This is a genomic window from Pseudomonas sp. (assembly GCF_049645325.1).
Taxonomy (GTDB): Bacteria; Pseudomonadota; Gammaproteobacteria; order Pseudomonadales; family Pseudomonadaceae; genus Aquipseudomonas.
The window spans coordinates 1-15,731 of the sequence record NZ_JBARTQ010000573.1; the positions used below are offsets into that span (position 1 = coordinate 1).

The 15,731-nt window shown below is 55.9% G+C and carries 12 protein-coding genes and 1 pseudogene; 5 read left to right on the forward strand and 8 right to left on the reverse strand.

Annotated elements, in window-relative coordinates:
• Window positions 1–79: 79 nt before the first annotated feature.
• The 6 genes from WBB95_RS24020 to acs form a co-directional block, all read right to left on the reverse strand.
• Window positions 80–844 (reverse strand): ABC transporter ATP-binding protein, encoded by a 765-nt coding sequence (locus tag WBB95_RS24020; protein ID WP_088426873.1) that lies wholly within the window; start codon window positions 842–844, stop codon window positions 80–82.
• Between the two features lie 27 nt (window positions 845–871).
• Window positions 872–1,984, reverse strand: coding sequence for a succinylglutamate desuccinylase/aspartoacylase family protein (locus tag WBB95_RS24025; RefSeq protein ID WP_424489824.1), 1,113 nt, complete (start codon window positions 1,982–1,984; stop codon window positions 872–874).
• A 1-nt stretch (window position 1,985) separates the two neighbouring features.
• Window positions 1,986–2,684, reverse strand: coding sequence for an ABC transporter permease (locus WBB95_RS24030; RefSeq protein WP_424489825.1), 699 nt, complete (start codon window positions 2,682–2,684; stop codon window positions 1,986–1,988).
• Window positions 2,681–3,370, reverse strand: a complete 690-nt coding sequence (locus WBB95_RS24035) for an ABC transporter permease (RefSeq protein WP_424083827.1) — start codon at window positions 3,368–3,370, stop codon at window positions 2,681–2,683. The genes WBB95_RS24030 and WBB95_RS24035 overlap by 4 nt, the downstream gene beginning before the upstream one ends.
• A 91-nt stretch (window positions 3,371–3,461) precedes the next feature.
• The gene (locus tag WBB95_RS24040; protein WP_424489826.1) at window positions 3,462–4,247 is read right to left on the reverse strand and encodes an ABC transporter substrate-binding protein; all 786 of its coding nucleotides are present in this window, start codon (window positions 4,245–4,247) and stop codon (window positions 3,462–3,464) included.
• Between the two features lie 703 nt (window positions 4,248–4,950).
• Complete coding sequence (gene acs / locus WBB95_RS24045) at window positions 4,951–6,906, reverse strand: acetate--CoA ligase (protein ID WP_424489827.1); 1,956 nt, start codon at window positions 6,904–6,906, stop codon at window positions 4,951–4,953.
• Window positions 6,907–7,301: 395 nt separating this feature from the next.
• Here acs and WBB95_RS24050 point away from each other — a divergent pair, with 395 nt between their 5' ends.
• From WBB95_RS24050 to WBB95_RS24070, 5 genes are all read left to right on the forward strand, one after another.
• Window positions 7,302–7,571: a DUF2790 domain-containing protein gene (locus WBB95_RS24050; protein ID WP_424489833.1), complete on the forward strand. Its 270-nt coding sequence runs from the start codon at window positions 7,302–7,304 to the stop codon at window positions 7,569–7,571.
• 130 nt (window positions 7,572–7,701) lie between these two features.
• Complete coding sequence (locus WBB95_RS24055; protein ID WP_424489828.1) at window positions 7,702–8,574, forward strand: helix-turn-helix domain-containing protein; 873 nt, start codon at window positions 7,702–7,704, stop codon at window positions 8,572–8,574.
• Window positions 8,575–8,697: 123 nt separating this feature from the next.
• Window positions 8,698–9,963 carry a DUF1479 domain-containing protein gene (locus tag WBB95_RS24060; protein ID WP_424489829.1) on the forward strand — a complete coding sequence of 422 codons (1,266 nt, stop codon included), beginning with the start codon at window positions 8,698–8,700 and terminating at the stop codon, window positions 9,961–9,963.
• A gap of 35 nt (window positions 9,964–9,998) precedes the next feature.
• Window positions 9,999–11,282, forward strand: coding sequence for an ABC transporter substrate-binding protein (locus tag WBB95_RS24065; RefSeq protein ID WP_424489830.1), 1,284 nt, complete (start codon window positions 9,999–10,001; stop codon window positions 11,280–11,282).
• 556 nt (window positions 11,283–11,838) lie between these two features.
• Window positions 11,839–13,089, forward strand: a complete 1,251-nt coding sequence (locus WBB95_RS24070; protein WP_424489831.1) for a ribonucleotide-diphosphate reductase subunit beta — start codon at window positions 11,839–11,841, stop codon at window positions 13,087–13,089.
• A gap of 62 nt (window positions 13,090–13,151) precedes the next feature.
• Here WBB95_RS24070 and WBB95_RS24075 read toward each other — a convergent pair whose 3' ends face one another.
• A complete protein-coding gene (locus WBB95_RS24075; protein WP_424489832.1) occupies window positions 13,152–15,458 on the reverse strand; it encodes a DGQHR domain-containing protein in 2,307 nt (768 codons plus the stop codon).
• Window positions 15,455–15,731: pseudogene (locus WBB95_RS24080) on the reverse strand (DNA methyltransferase); the annotation flags it as partial. The gene WBB95_RS24075 and the pseudogene WBB95_RS24080, both read right to left, overlap by 4 nt.

Genomic DNA, 15,731 nt, shown 5'->3' on the forward strand with positions numbered 1-15,731 from the left:
AGCCAGCTCCCACACTGAATTGCGACCCACCTTAAGACTGTGAAGCATGCACTAACTCAGTGCACAAAAGCAGTCTTGATTATTTCAAGCTGCCCGACAGGAACTGCTGCAAACGCTCGGACTGCGGGTTCACCAGCACTTCACGCGGGTTGCCGCGTTCTTCAACAATGCCTTTGTGCAAAAACACCAGCTGGTTGGAGACTTCACGGGCAAAGCCCATTTCGTGGGTCACCACCACCATGGTGCGGCCTTCCTGGGCCAGGTCCTGCATCACCTTGAGCACTTCGCCGACCAGCTCCGGGTCGAGTGCCGAGGTCGGTTCGTCGAACAGCATCACCTCAGGCTCCATCGCCAGGGCACGCGCGATGGCCACGCGCTGTTGCTCGCCGCCAGACATGTGGCCGGGGAACGCATCCTTACGGTGGGCCACGCCCACCTTGGCCAGGTAGTGCTCAGCCTTTTCACGCGCGTCTTTTTTCGACATGCCCAGCACGTGCACCGGCGCTTCCATCACGTTTTCCAGCGCGGTCATGTGCGACCACAGGTTGAAATGCTGGAACACCATCGACAAGCGCGAGCGCATGCGCTGCAGTTGCTTGGGGTCGGCGGCCTTCATGGCGCCGTCCTTGTTGGCGACCAGTTTCAGCTCTTCGTTGTTGAGCAGAATCTTGCCGGCATGGGGTTGCTCCAGCAGGTTGATGCAGCGCAAAAAGGTACTTTTGCCCGAACCACTGGAACCGATGATGCTGATCACATCACCGGCCGCGGCGGCCAGGGACACACCTTTGAGCACTTCATGACTGCCATAGCGTTTATGCAGGTCTTGGACTTCAAGTTTGTACATGCGGTCGGTTCTCACAAAAACAGGTGGTCAGTCGTTGAGCAAGCGCCCGTGACGCAGCGCTTCGCGCCCCGCCACCTTGGCCAGCCAGAAACCCGCTTGGGCATAACGTAGCCGTTCAACGGCAAACAACACCCCGGACGTGCCCGCACACACAATGCTGACGCGGTCGGTCAAGGGATCAATCACTTCAAAAATCGGCTCGCCCGACTCAACCCGGTCACCGGCCTTACGCAGGTAACTGATCACACCGGCGTGGGGCGCAAACAGCAATTCGGTGCCTTCAAAAGGCAAGCCTTCACAGGGTTCGTGCTGCGGCGCAGGCCATTCGCCTTTGATCAGGCCTTGCTCGGCGAGGAACGCGAGAATGCCCTCGGCGTGGAAAATCGCATCATCACGGCCAGTGTCCGCTTGGCCGCCCAGCTCCAGCGTAGTCGCCAGGCACGCCAGCGGTACCTGCGCCTCCGGGAAGGCCTGGGACAAACGCAGCCACGGCAGCGAACAGGCCTCATCAAACGAGCTGCCGCCGGAATCTTCCGCCAGCAAACCGACTTTCACGTTCAAGTGCGCCGACAGCGAACGCCACTGCGGCCAGTGCTGCGGCAGCGCGTACATGTGCAGCGCGGCTTCAGCGTCGCAATGCAGGTCGAGGACCACGTCGGCGGTGCAGGCGTGGCTCAACAGCACACGTTGCATGCCTTGCAACTGGCTGCTCGGCGCCGGCAATGCGTCGAGTACAGCGGTCATCGCCTGGCGGATCATGCGCACGTTGGCGTGGGCATCATCGCCCAGCTTGCCTTGCAGCAACTCGGCGACCGGCGCGCTCAACTCGACGAAATCGCGGTTGAAATTCTTGCCGCTGCCAATCTCGAAACGGCCCTGGTGGTTGCCTTGCAGCAGTTGGCCCAAGCCCATCGGGTTGGCCACCGGCACCAGCTCGATCACGCCATTGAGGGCGCCTTGCTGCTCCAGCTCGGTGAGGCGCTTTTTCAGCTCCCAGGCGGCGCGCATCCCCGGCAATTCATCGGCGTGCAGGCTGGCCTGGATATAGGCCTTGCGCTCGCCGGTGCCGAAACGGAACACGCTCAGTTGGCGCTCGCACCCCAGGTGACCCCAGGGCAACAGGTGATCGATACGTTCCATATCAATGCTTCCGTGGAGCTAGGTAGCTCAGCCAGCGGCCTTCGGCCAACTTGAACAAGCGCACCAGGATGAAAGTCAGGCACAGGTAAAATGCGCCGGCGGTGATATAGGCTTCAAACGGCAGGTAGAACTGGGCGTTCACCGTGCGCGCGGCACCGGTGATGTCGATCAGCGTGACGATGGAGGCCAGGCTGGTGGTCTGCAGCATCATGATCACTTCGTTGCTGTACTGCGGCAGCGCTCGGCGCAGGGCCGACGGCAGCAGAATGCGGCGGTACAGCTTGTAACGCGACATGCCCATGGCCTTGGCCGCTTCGATCTCGCCATTGGGCGTGGCCTTGAGGCTGCCGGCGATGATTTCAGCGGTGTAGGCGCTGGTGTTGATCGCAAAGGCCAGGCACGCGCAGAACGTGGCGCTGGACAGCAGCGGCCACAGGAAGCTTTCGCGTACGGCCTCGAACTGCGCCAACCCGTAGTAGATCAAAAACAGCTGCACCAGCATCGGCGTGCCGCGAATCACATAGGTGAACAGCCACGCCGCGCCATTCACGACCGGCTGCTTGGACACGCGCATCAAGCCCAGGGGCAAGGCGGCGAGCAGGCCGAAGAACAGCGAAATGGCGAGCAGTTTCAAGGTGGTCAGCAAGCCGCCGAGGTACAGCGGCATGGCATCCCAGATGACGTTGTAGTCGAAGATCATAGATCAGCCGCCCTTACGCCTACCGAGTAGCGCTTCTCAAGATAGCGCAGGGCCAACAACGACACGCTGGTGATCACCAGGTACATCGCCGCCACTGCGAGGAAGAAGGTAAAAGGCTCGCGGGTGGCATCTGCCGCCTGCTTGGCCTTGAACATCATGTCTTGCAGGCCCACCACCGAAATCAGCGCGGTGGCCTTGGTCAGTACCAGCCAGTTGTTGGTAAACCCGGGGATCGCCAGCCGAATCATCTGCGGCACCATCACCCGGAAAAACACCTGGAAAGGGCTCATGCCATACGCAAGGCCGGCTTCGGCCTGGCCCTTGGGAATGGCCATGAAGGCGCCACGAAACGTTTCCGAGAGGTAGGCGCCAAAGATGAAACCCAGGGTGCCGATACCGGCGGCCAAGGGGTTCAAGTCGATATAGTCGTCATAGCCAAGCATCGGCGCGACGCGGTTTAACAAGTCCTGACCGCCGTAGAAAATCAGCAGAATCAGCACCAGGTCGGGGATCCCGCGGATCACCGTGGAGTACAAGTCACCCAGCCAGGCCAACCAGCGCACCGGCGACAGGCGCAACGCGACCCCGATCAGACCCAGAACAATGGCCAAGGCCATGGACGACAAGGCGAGCTGAAGCGTCAACCATGCGCCATCGAGGATGACGGCCCCGTAGCCTTTCAACATGATTCAGGTCCTCGAAAAGGGGGATGAAAAAATGGCGCAAACCTCAGGAATTCTGTTGCTTGCGCCATTTGGGACAGTCAGCTGCGATGCGTTACTTAGGGTCAGCGCCGTAAATATCGAAGTCGAAGTATTTGTCCTGGATTTTCTTGTATTCGCCGTTGGCACGGATCGCTGCGATGGCCGCGTTGATCTTGTCCAGGTCGGCTTTGTCGCCTTTACGCACGGCAATGCCTACGCCGTCGCCGAAGTATTTGACGTCGGTGAACTGTGGGCCCACAAACGCGTAGCCTTTGCCGGCTGGGGTTTTCAGGAAGCCGTCTTGCAGCAGGGTGGCGTCAGCCACGGTGCCGTCAAGGCGACCGGCTTCCACGTCCTGGTAGATTTCGTTCTGCGAGCTGTAAGGAACAACCGTGGCGCCTTTAGGGGCCAAAACTTCCTTGGCGAAGCGGTCGTGGATCGAACCGCGCTGCACACCGATCTTCTTGCCTTTGAGTTCATCCAGGCTGTCGCTGACGGTGGTGCCTTCCTTCATCACCAGGCGCGCTGGGGTCAGGTAGTAGCGGGTGGTGAAGTCCACGGACTTCTTGCGGTCTTCGGTGATGGACATGGACGACAGGATCGCGTCGATCTTGCGCACTTTCAGTGCCGGGATCAGGCCGTCGAATTCTTGCTCGACCCACACGCACTTGACCTTCATCTCTGCGCACAGGGCGTTGCCGATGTCGTAGTCAAAACCCACGATGCTGCCATCCGGAGCCTTCGAGGCAAACGGAGGGTAAGCCGCTTCAATACCAATCTTCAGGGGCTTTTCATCAGCGAAAGCCTGCATGGACAGCACGGACAGCGCCAGGGCGCCCAACAGCACGAGTTTCTTCATCTTGGGACTCCATCGGTATAGGGCAAAAAGCAGTATGAGCCGTGGCCCACGGTGCGACTTAAGTGAAACCGAATAGCGGTGCTGCGTCCTACGCAGATAGACACCTGCGACGACGAGCGAGTGATCGGCATTCTAACGACAGGCCGGAAGCCGATATTTCCTCAATGCGACAACAATTTACAGAAGCACTGAGAAAGCGGTTCCAGCACATTGACAGCCCCTGAATTTTATGCAGAGACAAAAGATATTAAACCTGTTGATGCTGCAAATTGCGGGCCTATTATTCGCAAACCCTTCTAGCACGGCAAGTCTGGCGTTTAATCTTATTTCCGGGGGCGTCTAAAACGCGGTTTTTCGGGGCATTGCCGTAGCACATTGCCTCATGTTTGAGCGCCGGGTTACACATTTAGGGGTGACGGTAACATTTAGAAATGTCCTACCAGAGAAACCGATATTTATTGGCTTGGTGGTTATGCAGGCCTGTCAGACCACCACCGCCTTCTGGTTGAAATACAGGCCAACTGTGGGAGCTGGCTTGCCTGGGATAGCGGCCTATCAGCCAGCCCACCTTCGCCTGACACACCCTCATCGCAGGCAAGCCAGCTCCCACATAGACCCGGTTTCGCCAGTGACATCGAGCCCTGCGCCCACAAAAAAGCCCCACCCGGCCTGCGCCGAATGGGGCTCTGTTAACCCGATCGCCTTACGCGACGTTCATGGTCTTGTGCGTCTCGATCAAATGCGCCACCACCCCCGGGTCTGCCAGGGTGGAGATATCGCCCAGCCCGTCATATTCAGCCGTGGCAATCTTGCGCAGGATGCGCCGCATGATTTTCCCCGAGCGCGTTTTCGGCAAGCCCGGCGCCCACTGGATCACGTCCGGCGAAGCAATCGGCCCGATTTCCTTGCGCACCCAATTCTTCAACTCCAGGCGCAGCGCTTCGTTTGGCTCTTCGCCATTTTTGAGCGTGACATACACGTAGATGCCCTGCCCCTTGATGTCATGCGGCACACCCACCACCGCCGCTTCGGCGACTTTCGGGTGCGCAACCATCGCGCTTTCGATCTCGGCGGTGCCCATGCGGTGGCCGGACACGTTCAACACGTCATCCACACGCCCGGTGATCCACCAGTAGCCGTCTTCATCGCGACGCGCGCCGTCACCGGTGAAGTACATGCCACGGAAGGTCTTGAAGTAAGTGTCGACGAAACGGTCATGGTCGCCGTACAGCGTACGTGCCTGGCCTGGCCACGAATCGAGGATCACCAGGTTGCCTTCGGCGGCGCCTTCGATGATGTTACCGAGGTTGTCCACGAGTGCCGGCACCACGCCAAAGAATGGGCGTGCGGCTGAACCCGGCTTGAGCGCGTGAGCGCCCGGCAGCGGGCTCATCAGGGTGGCGCCGGTTTCGGTCTGCCACCACGTATCGACGATCGGGCAACGGGATTGGCCGACGTTTTTGTAGTACCAGTCCCACGCTTCCGGGTTAATCGGCTCACCCACCGACCCGAGCAGGCGCAGGCTGCTGCCATCCACGCCTTCGCAGGCGGCAGTGCCGGAAGCCATCATCGCGCGGATCGCGGTGGGCGCGGTGTAGAGGATATTGACCTTGTGCTTGTCGACGATCTTGCCGACCCGCGTGATGTCCGGGTAGTTCGGCACGCCTTCGAACAGCAGCGTGGTCGCGCCATTCGCCAGCGGGCCGTACACAATATAGGTGTGGCCAGTGACCCAGCCGACGTCGGCGGTGCACCAGTAGACTTCGCCCGGGCGGTAGTCGAACACGCGCTCGTGGGTCAGCGCTGCATACAGCAGATAGCCGCCGGTGGTGTGCTGCACGCCCTTCGGCTTGCCCGTGGAGCCGGAGGTGTAAAGGATGAACAGCGCCTCTTCAGCGCCCATCTCTTTGGGCGCACACACGGTGCCCGCCACTTTCATCAGGTCTTCGTACCAGATATCGCGATGCTGGTTCCACTTGATCGCGCCATTGGTGCGTTTACACACGATCACCTTCTGGATGCTGCTGGTTTCCGGGTTGGTCAGCGCGTCGTCGACGTTGGCCTTCAGCGGAATTTTCTTACCGGCACGGATGCCTTCGTCGGCGGTGATCACCACCTTCGACTTACAGTCGATGATGCGACCGGCCAGGGCCTCTGGCGAAAAACCGCCAAACACCACGGAGTGAATCGCACCGATGCGGGTACACGCCAACATGGCGACCACGGCCTCGGGGATCATCGGCATATAGATAGTCACCACGTCGCCGCGGTGCACATCCTGGCCGCGCAGGGCGTTGGCGAACTTGCAGACTTCTTCATGCAGCTCGCGGTAGGTGATGGTGCGGCTTTCGGAAGGGTCATCGCCTTCCCAGATGATCGCCGCGTGGTCGCCACGCTCGGCGAGGTGACGGTCCAGGCAGTTGTAGGACACGTTCAGGGTGCCGTCGGCGAACCATTTGATGTCGACATGGTGGTCGTCGAAAGAGGTCTGCTTCACCGCGGTGAAAGGCTTGACCCAGTCAAGGCGCTTGGCTTGCTCGCGCCAGAAGCCATCGGGGTTGACCACCGACTGCTGGTACATGGCCTTGTAGGTCGCCTCGTCGGTCAGCGTGTTGGCTGCTACTTCGGGGCGAACGGGGTACAGGGAAGCCGCACTCATCTTTCTTACCTCGGTGACATAGTTGTTTTTGTATGCCCTGTTGTAGCCGGGGGCGCCCCATAGAACCATTCGACGATGGTAGTAACAAGCCCCTACAAATTGCCCTGCTATTCCGATTTGACGCTCTGGCCCGCGGCCCGTGGCGCTTTGCGCCTTGATGAAAAAACCTTTACCGCGGGATTGTTACAAAAACCGCCAATAGTGTTTATCAAAAGCACGGGTATATGAATATAACCCGTGGGCCTAAAATCAACTCCGCCAACAGGCACTGTGATTAACAACGTAACAGCCCCCACGAAGGCAACGTTAATCCGAACTTCCCAACTCTTAAGTTACACACGTGGCCTCATAAGGGCCCCGTGACCCCTTTCGCCCTGAAGAAGGTAAGTAAAGAAATGAAAGCTCTAGTAGTTATGGCCCTCAGCAGCCTGTGCGCCACCGCCGCCCTGGCCGACGAGGCCCCGACCGAGCTGGCCGGCCAGAATACCCCGATAGTAGAAGACTACACTTACAGCACCCACCTGGATGTCGCCAAAGTACTCTCCATGAGCAATGTTCCGGAAGTATGCGAAGTTGTACCGGTGCAAATGGAATATGAAGATTCGCAAGGCCAACGCCATATTCTCAAGTATCAAGTGATGGGCAATGGTTGCTCTAACGGGTAATAACTTACCCAGTGAGTTTCTTATTCGCCGCAAGAAATCGTTCTTGCGGCAATGAGCCCTCCTCCTCCCTTCCCGATTCGAATGCTACGATCGTGGCGCCGTCACCTTCCCTGCACGGCAGGATGCGTTCATGCGAGCCAGTTTCGAGAAGATTCCCACCGAGGCCACAACCTCCTGGACCCTGTTGAACAGGCGTCTGCCGGAGGCGATCCCGTTTGAGTGGCATCACCACCCCGAGTATGAGCTGACCCTGACCTTCAACAGTCGAGGGCATCGCTATATCAGCAATGATGTGGCGCTCTACGACGATGGCGACCTGGTGCTGGTAGGCCCGAACGTACCTCACAGCTGGTCTTCTGCCGAGCGTATCGACCCAGCCAAACCGCACGTGGCGTTAGTCATCTGGTTTTCGGAAGCCTGGGCGGAGTCGCTGGTTCAGTTATTTCCAGAAATGGACTCGACTCGCGCGTTATTGGCTGCCGCGCAACACGCCTTGAGTTTCAGCAACGCCACCTCTAAGGCGTTGCGCCCGGTGATTGAAAGTATGGTCGAGCAGGACGCTGCCCAGCGGCTGATCTCGCTGCTGACCGTGCTTAACCGGCTCTCGAAAGACATCGCAGCGCAACCAATCGCCGCAGAAAAGGCAGCCCCTCAGGTGATTGAAGATGCGCGCATTCGCCGTGTCCTGGACCACCTGCATGGTCACTATGCACAACCTGTGGGTATTCCCGAGTTAGCGCAAATGGCCTGCGTCAGCGTTTCGGCCTTCCATCGTATGTTCCGTAAACATACGCGCTGCACGGCGCTGGACTACATCGTGCGTCTACGTATCGGACACGCCTGCGCCCTGCTGATGCAGGGTAATCTGGCGGTCAGCGCGATTGCCGAGCACGTCGGCTACTCATCCCAGGCACTGTTCAATCGCCAGTTCAAGGCACAAAAGGGCATCACGCCTTCGCAATTTCGCGCTCGGCATGGGCATCACTTCCAACCACCAACCTGATATCTCTAAACACACTGCAATAAACGCCATAATCGTATTACTCAACGCGCCTAATGAGACTGCCGCCCTGCCCGGCCGGGGTGATTCCATACCTGTATGCATAACAACAATACAGGTCACCCCATGAGCAACTACCACGTCTTCGAAAGCGCCGAGCTGCCGCACGACTACAAGCGCAGCATCGTTAACATGAAAAAAGCCCTGCGCGCGCAGATCGGCGATGTGAACGCCTTGTTTGCCGAAGTCAGCGAATTTATTGCCGCTGAAATCGTCTCGATCAACGCCCAGCAGGCACTCACGGGCTCCGCCTGGCCCGAACTTGAGTTTGAAACCATTGCCAACGGCCAAGTCACTGAAGAGCAACGCGCACTGATCAAGCGCCGCGGTTGCCTGGTGATCCGCAACCACTTCCCCCGCGAGCAAGTGCTGGGTTGGGACAAGAGCCTGTTGGACTACCTCGACAGCAACCAATTCGACACGGTGTATCGCGGCCCTGCCGACAACTTTTTCGGCAATCTCGAGGCGTCACGCCCGGAAATCTTCCCGATCTATTGGTCCGACGCCCAAATGCAAGTGCGCCAGCACCCGCGCATGGGCGCTGCGCAATCCTTCCTCAACCGCCTATGGACCACTCACTCCCAAGGCCAACAATGGTTCGACCCGGACACCAACGCGCTGTACCCGGACCGCGTAAGGCGCCGCCCACCCGGCACTACCTCTAAAGGGCTGGGCCCGCACACCGATTCCGGGGCGCTGGAACGCTGGCTGCATCCCGCCTACCTGAAGGTGTTCGACAAGCTCTACAGCAACGATTTCAAAGCGTATGACCCGTGGGACGCCGCACATCGTACCGAGGTTGACGAATATGCCTACGAAGGCACCAAGTGCTCAGCCTTTCGTACCTTCCAGGGCTGGACCGCGCTGTGCGACATGCGCGCCGACCAAGGCGTGCTGCACACGCTGCCGATCCCCAAAGCCATGGCCTACATGCTGCTGCGCCCGCTGCTGGATGACGTGCCCGAGGATGAGCTGTGCGGCGTTGCGCCGGGCAAGGTGCTGCCGATTCTGGAACAGTGGCACCCGTTGCTGGTGCAAGGCATGACGCCGATTCCGAACGTGCAAGCTGGCGATTCAGTGTGGTGGCACTGCGACGTGATCCACAGCGTCGCGCCCGTCGAAAACCAGCAAGGCTGGGGCAACGTGATGTACGTGCCCGCCGCGCCCATGTGCGCAAAAAATAGACGCTACGCCAAGGCTGTGCTGAGTGCGTTCGAACAAGGCGTGTCGCCGGATGACTTCCCGCGCGAAGACTATGAGCAACATTGGAAAGACCGCTTCACGACCTCGCAACTGAACGCCCTGGGCCGCAAAGGCTTGGGACTGGAATAAACGCATATCCCCATAACAACAAAAAGGTCACCCCAATGAACATCACCAATCGCCTTGCCGTTGCCATCTCCCTCGCTACTCTCTTTGCGTTCAGCGCCCATGCAGCTGACAGCAAAGGCACCGTTGAAGTCGTCCACTATTGGACCTCCGGTGGCGAAGCCAAATCGGTGGACGTGCTCAAGCAACTGATCGAGAAAGACGGCTTCACCTGGCAAAACAGTGCCGTCGCCGGTGGCGGTGGGGCCGCCGCCATGACCGTACTCAAGACCCGCGCCGTCTCCGGCAACCCGCCTTCAGCCGCGCAGATCAAAGCGCCAGATATTCAGGAGTGGGGCAAACTCGGCCTGCTGACCAGCATCGATAGCGTCGCCCAGGCCAACCAGTGGAACAACCTGCTGCCGCCGAGCATCGCCGAGCTGATGAAGTACGACGGCCACTATGTGGCCGTACCGCTCAACATCCACCGTATCAACTGGTTATGGACCAACCCCGAGGTGCTGCGCAAAGCCGGGGTTGCCCATGCGCCGACCACCCTGGACGAACTCTACGCCGCCGGCGACAAACTCAAGGCCGCCGGTTTTATCGCCATCGCCCACGGCGGCCAACCCTGGCAGGACACCACGGTATTCGAAGGGTTGGTGTTGAGTATCCTCGGTGCCGACGGCTTCAAAAAAGCCTTTATCGACAACGATGAAGCCACCTTCACCGGCGCAAAAATGACCGAAGTTTTTGTCGCCCTGCGCAAACTGAAGACTTATATGGACCCCAACGGGGCCGGCCAGGACTGGAACATGGAAACGGCCAAGGTCATCAACGGCCAAGCCGGCATGCAGCTCATGGGCGACTGGGCCAAAAGCGAATGGACCGCAGCAGGCAAAAAAGCCGGTATCGACTATGAATGCGTGCCCTTCCCCGGTTCACAAGGCATTTACAGCTACACCATCGACTCACTGGCGATGTTCAAGCTCTCAAGCAAAAACGATACGCCCGGCAATAATGCCGCCCGCGACGACCTGGCCAAAATCGCCCTTGAGCCGCAGTTTCAATCTGTTTTCAATCAAAGCAAAGGCTCCATCCCCGTAATAAAGGGCCTGGACATGGGCCGGTTCGACAGCTGCGCACAAGCCTCCGCCAAAGACTTTGCCGACGCCGAGAAGGCCGGCACGCTGGCGCCGAGCATGGCGTTCAACATGTCGACATCCCAGGCAGTGCAAGGGGCGGTGTTTGATGTGGTAAGTAACTTTATGAGTAATAAAGACGCGGACCCGGTCAAGGCAGGCAAACAGATGTTTGCCAGCATTAAAGCCGCGGCCCAGTAGGCCAAGGACTAACAAAGGTCCAACAAACAAAGAAAAACCACTGCGGGAGCTGGCTTGTCTGCGATAGCGGCGGTTCAGCCAGCCCCCACGTTGCTGGTCTGAAGCCATCGCAGACAAGCCAGCTCCCGCCTTTAAAGACATTGCAACTTTCCGATGATTGGAAGCCAGTCCCCTGCGCTAAAAAAATCCTGAAGCAGCAAACCCTTACAAACCAATACTCTGGCCGTAACCCCATGCATTTTGGCCGACCGCTGAGGCCATCCGCCGCAACACAAACCCGAATTTTTCCCTATAATGCGCGGGTAAATCGGGCCTGCAATATCCCTTTACACTGGGATGAAGAGCCAGACCTGAGGCCTCCGCCGGAGCATGCACCTGTCGCTCCGCACCTCAAGCCTCACGCAGCGCACCCGTTACCCTATTCCGTTTAATGCCTGCGCTAGCTGTTGCAACAAACGATTCCTTAAGATCCACCGCGGCCCTAGGGCCGTGTGAACACCCAACCATCCGGTTTCACACGGGCACCTTTGAGCCCTCACGCAGGAGACGACACGTCATGCTGAGCTGGGACGAATTCGACAAAGAAGAAGACGGCGAAGTAGTTGCCAAAGGCGCCAACGCCGGCCACGCCACCGAAGCCAACATGGACCGCCTCGACGGTGCCGGCGCCGCCGCCGCCATCGAAGCCCGCGCCGTCACCGCCAATGACTCCGCCGCCATCAAGCGCGCTAAAGCCGCCCTCGACAGCCTCGACGTCGCCGAAGGCCTCGCCGAGCTCGAAGGCTCCGCCGCCCGCGTCGCCGTTGACGAAAAGCGCATGATCAACTGCCGCGCCGACCTCAACCAACTCGTGCCCTTCAAATACGACTGGGCCTGGCAGAAATACCTCGACGGCTGCGCCAACCACTGGATGCCGCAAGAGGTCAACATGACCGCCGACATCGCCCTGTGGAAAAACCCCGAAGGCCTGACCGACGACGAACGCCGCATCGTCATGCGCAACCTCGGCTTCTTCTCCACCGCCGACTCGCTGGTTGCCAACAACCTGGTGCTGGCCGTGTACCGCCTGATCACCAACCCGGAGTGCCGCCAGTACATCCTGCGCCAGGCCTTCGAAGAAGCGATCCACACCCACGCTTACCAGTACTGCATCGAATCGCTGGCCATGGATGAAGGCGAGATCTTCAACATGTACCACGAGATCCCATCGGTCGCCAAAAAGGCTGCCTGGGGCCTGAAATACACCCGTTCGATCTCCGATCCGAAGTTCGAAACCGGCACCGTCGACACCGACAAAGAGCTGCTGCGCAACCTCGTCGCCTACTACTGCGTCCTGGAAGGCATCTTCTTCTACTGCGGCTTCACCCAGATCCTGTCCATGGGCCGTCGCAACAAAATGACCGGCGTGGCCGAGCAGTTCCAGTACATCCTGCGCGATGAGTCGATGCACCTGAACTTCGGTATTGATGTAATCAACCAGATCAAAATCGAAAACCCACACTTGTGGGACGCCGAGATGAAGGAAGAAGCGACCCAGATGATCCTGCAAGGGACGCAGCTGGAGATCGAATATGCGCGCGATACCATGCCGCGTGGGGTGTTGGGGATGAATGCGGCGATGATGGAGGACTACCTCAAGTTCATCGCGAACCGTCGTTTGTCGCAGATTGGGTTGAAAGAAGAATACCCAGGTACCACCAACCCGTTCCCGTGGATGAGCGAGATCATGGACTTGAAGAAAGAGAAGAATTTTTTTGAGACTCGGGTTATTGAGTATCAGACGGGTGGGGCGCTTAGCTGGGATTGATATTTAAAGCAGGAGGGTACATCGCCCTCCTGCTTATATTATCCGATAAAAACTACAACTCTTTAGTCCTCCTCATACGCAAGAGCTTCCTCTTCCTCATTACTACCATCACTTTTTATTTTTGATTTCAGCCACGCCTCGTGTTGTTTGAGTGCACTGAGTTTTTCAACAGATAAGGAAATCCCAGAGGATGCATGCGCAACAGCATTTCGCATCTCATTCACTTCAACTAGCCATTTAGTCTGCTTGTCTTTATTATCATTCTTTTTCCCCTGCCCCAATAAGGGTTGAAATACGCTCCAGTTATTTTGCGCTATCACTCTATAATCCAATAGATCAAAGTATGCCTCTTTCACACCACGTTTATTATCATCATTTTCGCTCCGGGCGCTTATAGCAACTCTCATTGCCTTAGGTATACCTTCACTCCACCAATCCTCACCAAACTCTTGAAACAACTCCTGTACAACTAGATTTTTTATTAAAACCTCAATCCTATCAATTACTAGCTTTGCATGTAAGTTAGTTTGTTCTTTTTCACGATTCAAATAATCTTCAAGCCCTGGAGGACTGAACTCAGGGAAGACATTTTTTAGTGCTTGCTGCCCCCTACGGCTTCTTGCAGACTGACCTTGCATCCCCCTTAAGTCCCGATAAAGCTTACGTTCCTCTGCACTTAAAGATGCAAAATAATGCCCTAGAGCATCTGCGTACGGCCTTACAAGACTATTAACTTCCGAAGCATCAAGCTTTGATAATTTTCTACCAGATGATTCAATATGATTTAATACACTCTTTAAAAGCATTAAGCAGGCCGTGACACTGTCGTTCATGGCAAGCCCTCCTCCTTCGGCAGCCCCCAAGTCCCACCATACTGTAGAATTCTGTCTAATCCCTCCGAACCAAACCTTTATAATGGATACCGAGCGAGAAAGAGTTTTTTCATTAGTGCCAGCCCAAAACGGCCCTGGATCGACAACAAAGTTTTTTTCTTCTTTATATATATAAAAATTTTGCTTATCTATAGCACGGTAAAGACTAGCTAACGAGATGCAACGAATGGAGTCTTTCGTAGAGTCTGCTGACTGAATTCGCCCTAAAAAAGGAGAGTCTTTATCAGCCCCTAGTGTCTGAATTGCCTTTGAAATTACCGCTTGAACTCGTGTACTAGGAGATTCGGCGTCCCAGTGAAGCTCTGCAAAAAGCTCCTGCAACAAGGATGGCTTTACACTTTTCTGTTTAGCGTTAATATCTACAAATAGCTTGGCTTGAGAACTAGGTGATATACCTTCAAATGCCAAAACAGACAAGTGTCCAGTCTTCGCATATTCATGTCCCGAATAAGCATACAGCCTATGCTGGCCATCGATAATCCAAGCAGACTTATAAGCAGGACGCAAACTTAACCAACCTAGCACGCCACTCGCATCACTCTCCTCCTTAGCTGTTTCTTGCTTGACCCTCTCAAAACTTGCATATTTTTTATCGATATTCACAACAATATTTGTGGGAAAAATCCCTTGCTCCGAAATATATTCGCGTATTTTTCCAAGCCTACCTTTAGCTAGCATACGCTGATATGTATGCACGTCTGAGGCTTTCCCCTTCGACCGATGTGAAACGTAAGAAATTTTTAATAGATATTCAGGTGAAATCGGAAATGTATAGCAGACCTGCTTACCCATCTTGGTCTTAACTGCTGGCACTCGAATGGTCAAACCCGGTATAGACTTACCAGGCAACATATCAGCAAAAAACTGGTATTTCGCAGCCGGACCTATATGACTGATGAGTTTTTCATAATAATCTAAATCCTGTTCATCGAAGAGTGAAATATTTAGCGTTTTGGCTTTTTCCTTATCCTCATCAGAAACAAGAACATTATTAAGAAACAAAGCGAGCACCGTATTCCTTTTTTGCTCTACAGGCCACTTCTTACTTACTGCCTTTATGAAGCGCTCTCTATTAGAGACCATTTCTTGCATAAGCTCATACAAAATCGAACTTTTTGAGTACGACTCCAAGGAAATAATATTAACAAACAATGATATTTCCTGATCTATTGCGCAAACCATCCCGTGCGAACTTACTGTAGATATTTCATCATCTTCTACCGAACCAACTTGGCTCCCGGTAATATAGAGCATATCCATTTTATATAGTAGCGACCAAACCTTATCTCTTAAACGTTCATCATGTGCTTTGGCTCGCCGAATCTGTACTGAGGTTTTACTTTTCCTCTGAATCAACCAACCATCCTCCAAAGCAGCTTCAAGTGCTTTAGATGAAATACTTTTTTGGGAAAAATCTTTGCTTCTAGCTCGGGCCAGAGTTCGCAATTCATCTACCGCCACGATATTATCGATCAAGAGAAATCCCCCCCAAGAAAATACAAACATTCCGTTATTTTTCGTCTGAACGCACTAGATGCGGCCATCACAGAAAATCGTTCAATCATTATCTTATTAAAGTCGCCATATAAGGCGTCAACTGAAACATGATCTGCATTGCTTACAGCAACAAAGCATCCTCGCGCAGCCAGCCTCTTTGCATGCTCAGCAAGACGAATTTGATCTGCCCAAGAAAATATATTCTCGTTATATTTAACAAAGCCGTTATTAGCATGTGCCACGGTATAGGGA

What these genes read in the sequence shown, in the direction of transcription:
- WBB95_RS24060 (WP_424489829.1), top strand. Translation starts at nt 8,698, where the DNA reads ATGAGCAACTACCACGTCTTCGAAAGCGCCGAGCTGCCGCACGACTAC.
- WBB95_RS24065 (WP_424489830.1), top strand. Translation starts at nt 9,999, where the DNA reads ATGAACATCACCAATCGCCTTGCCGTTGCCATCTCCCTCGCTACTCTC.
- WBB95_RS24050 (WP_424489833.1), top strand. Translation starts at nt 7,302, where the DNA reads ATGAAAGCTCTAGTAGTTATGGCCCTCAGCAGCCTGTGCGCCACCGCC.
- WBB95_RS24055 (WP_424489828.1), top strand. Translation starts at nt 7,702, where the DNA reads ATGCGAGCCAGTTTCGAGAAGATTCCCACCGAGGCCACAACCTCCTGG.
- WBB95_RS24035 (WP_424083827.1), bottom strand. Translation starts at nt 3,370, where the DNA reads ATGTTGAAAGGCTACGGGGCCGTCATCCTCGATGGCGCATGGTTGACG.
- WBB95_RS24040 (WP_424489826.1), bottom strand. Translation starts at nt 4,247, where the DNA reads ATGAAGAAACTCGTGCTGTTGGGCGCCCTGGCGCTGTCCGTGCTGTCC.
- WBB95_RS24030 (WP_424489825.1), bottom strand. Translation starts at nt 2,684, where the DNA reads ATGATCTTCGACTACAACGTCATCTGGGATGCCATGCCGCTGTACCTC.
- acs (WP_424489827.1), bottom strand. Translation starts at nt 6,906, where the DNA reads ATGAGTGCGGCTTCCCTGTACCCCGTTCGCCCCGAAGTAGCAGCCAAC.
- WBB95_RS24025 (WP_424489824.1), bottom strand. Translation starts at nt 1,984, where the DNA reads ATGGAACGTATCGATCACCTGTTGCCCTGGGGTCACCTGGGGTGCGAG.
- WBB95_RS24020 (WP_088426873.1), bottom strand. Translation starts at nt 844, where the DNA reads ATGTACAAACTTGAAGTCCAAGACCTGCATAAACGCTATGGCAGTCAT.
- WBB95_RS24070 (WP_424489831.1), top strand. Translation starts at nt 11,839, where the DNA reads ATGCTGAGCTGGGACGAATTCGACAAAGAAGAAGACGGCGAAGTAGTT.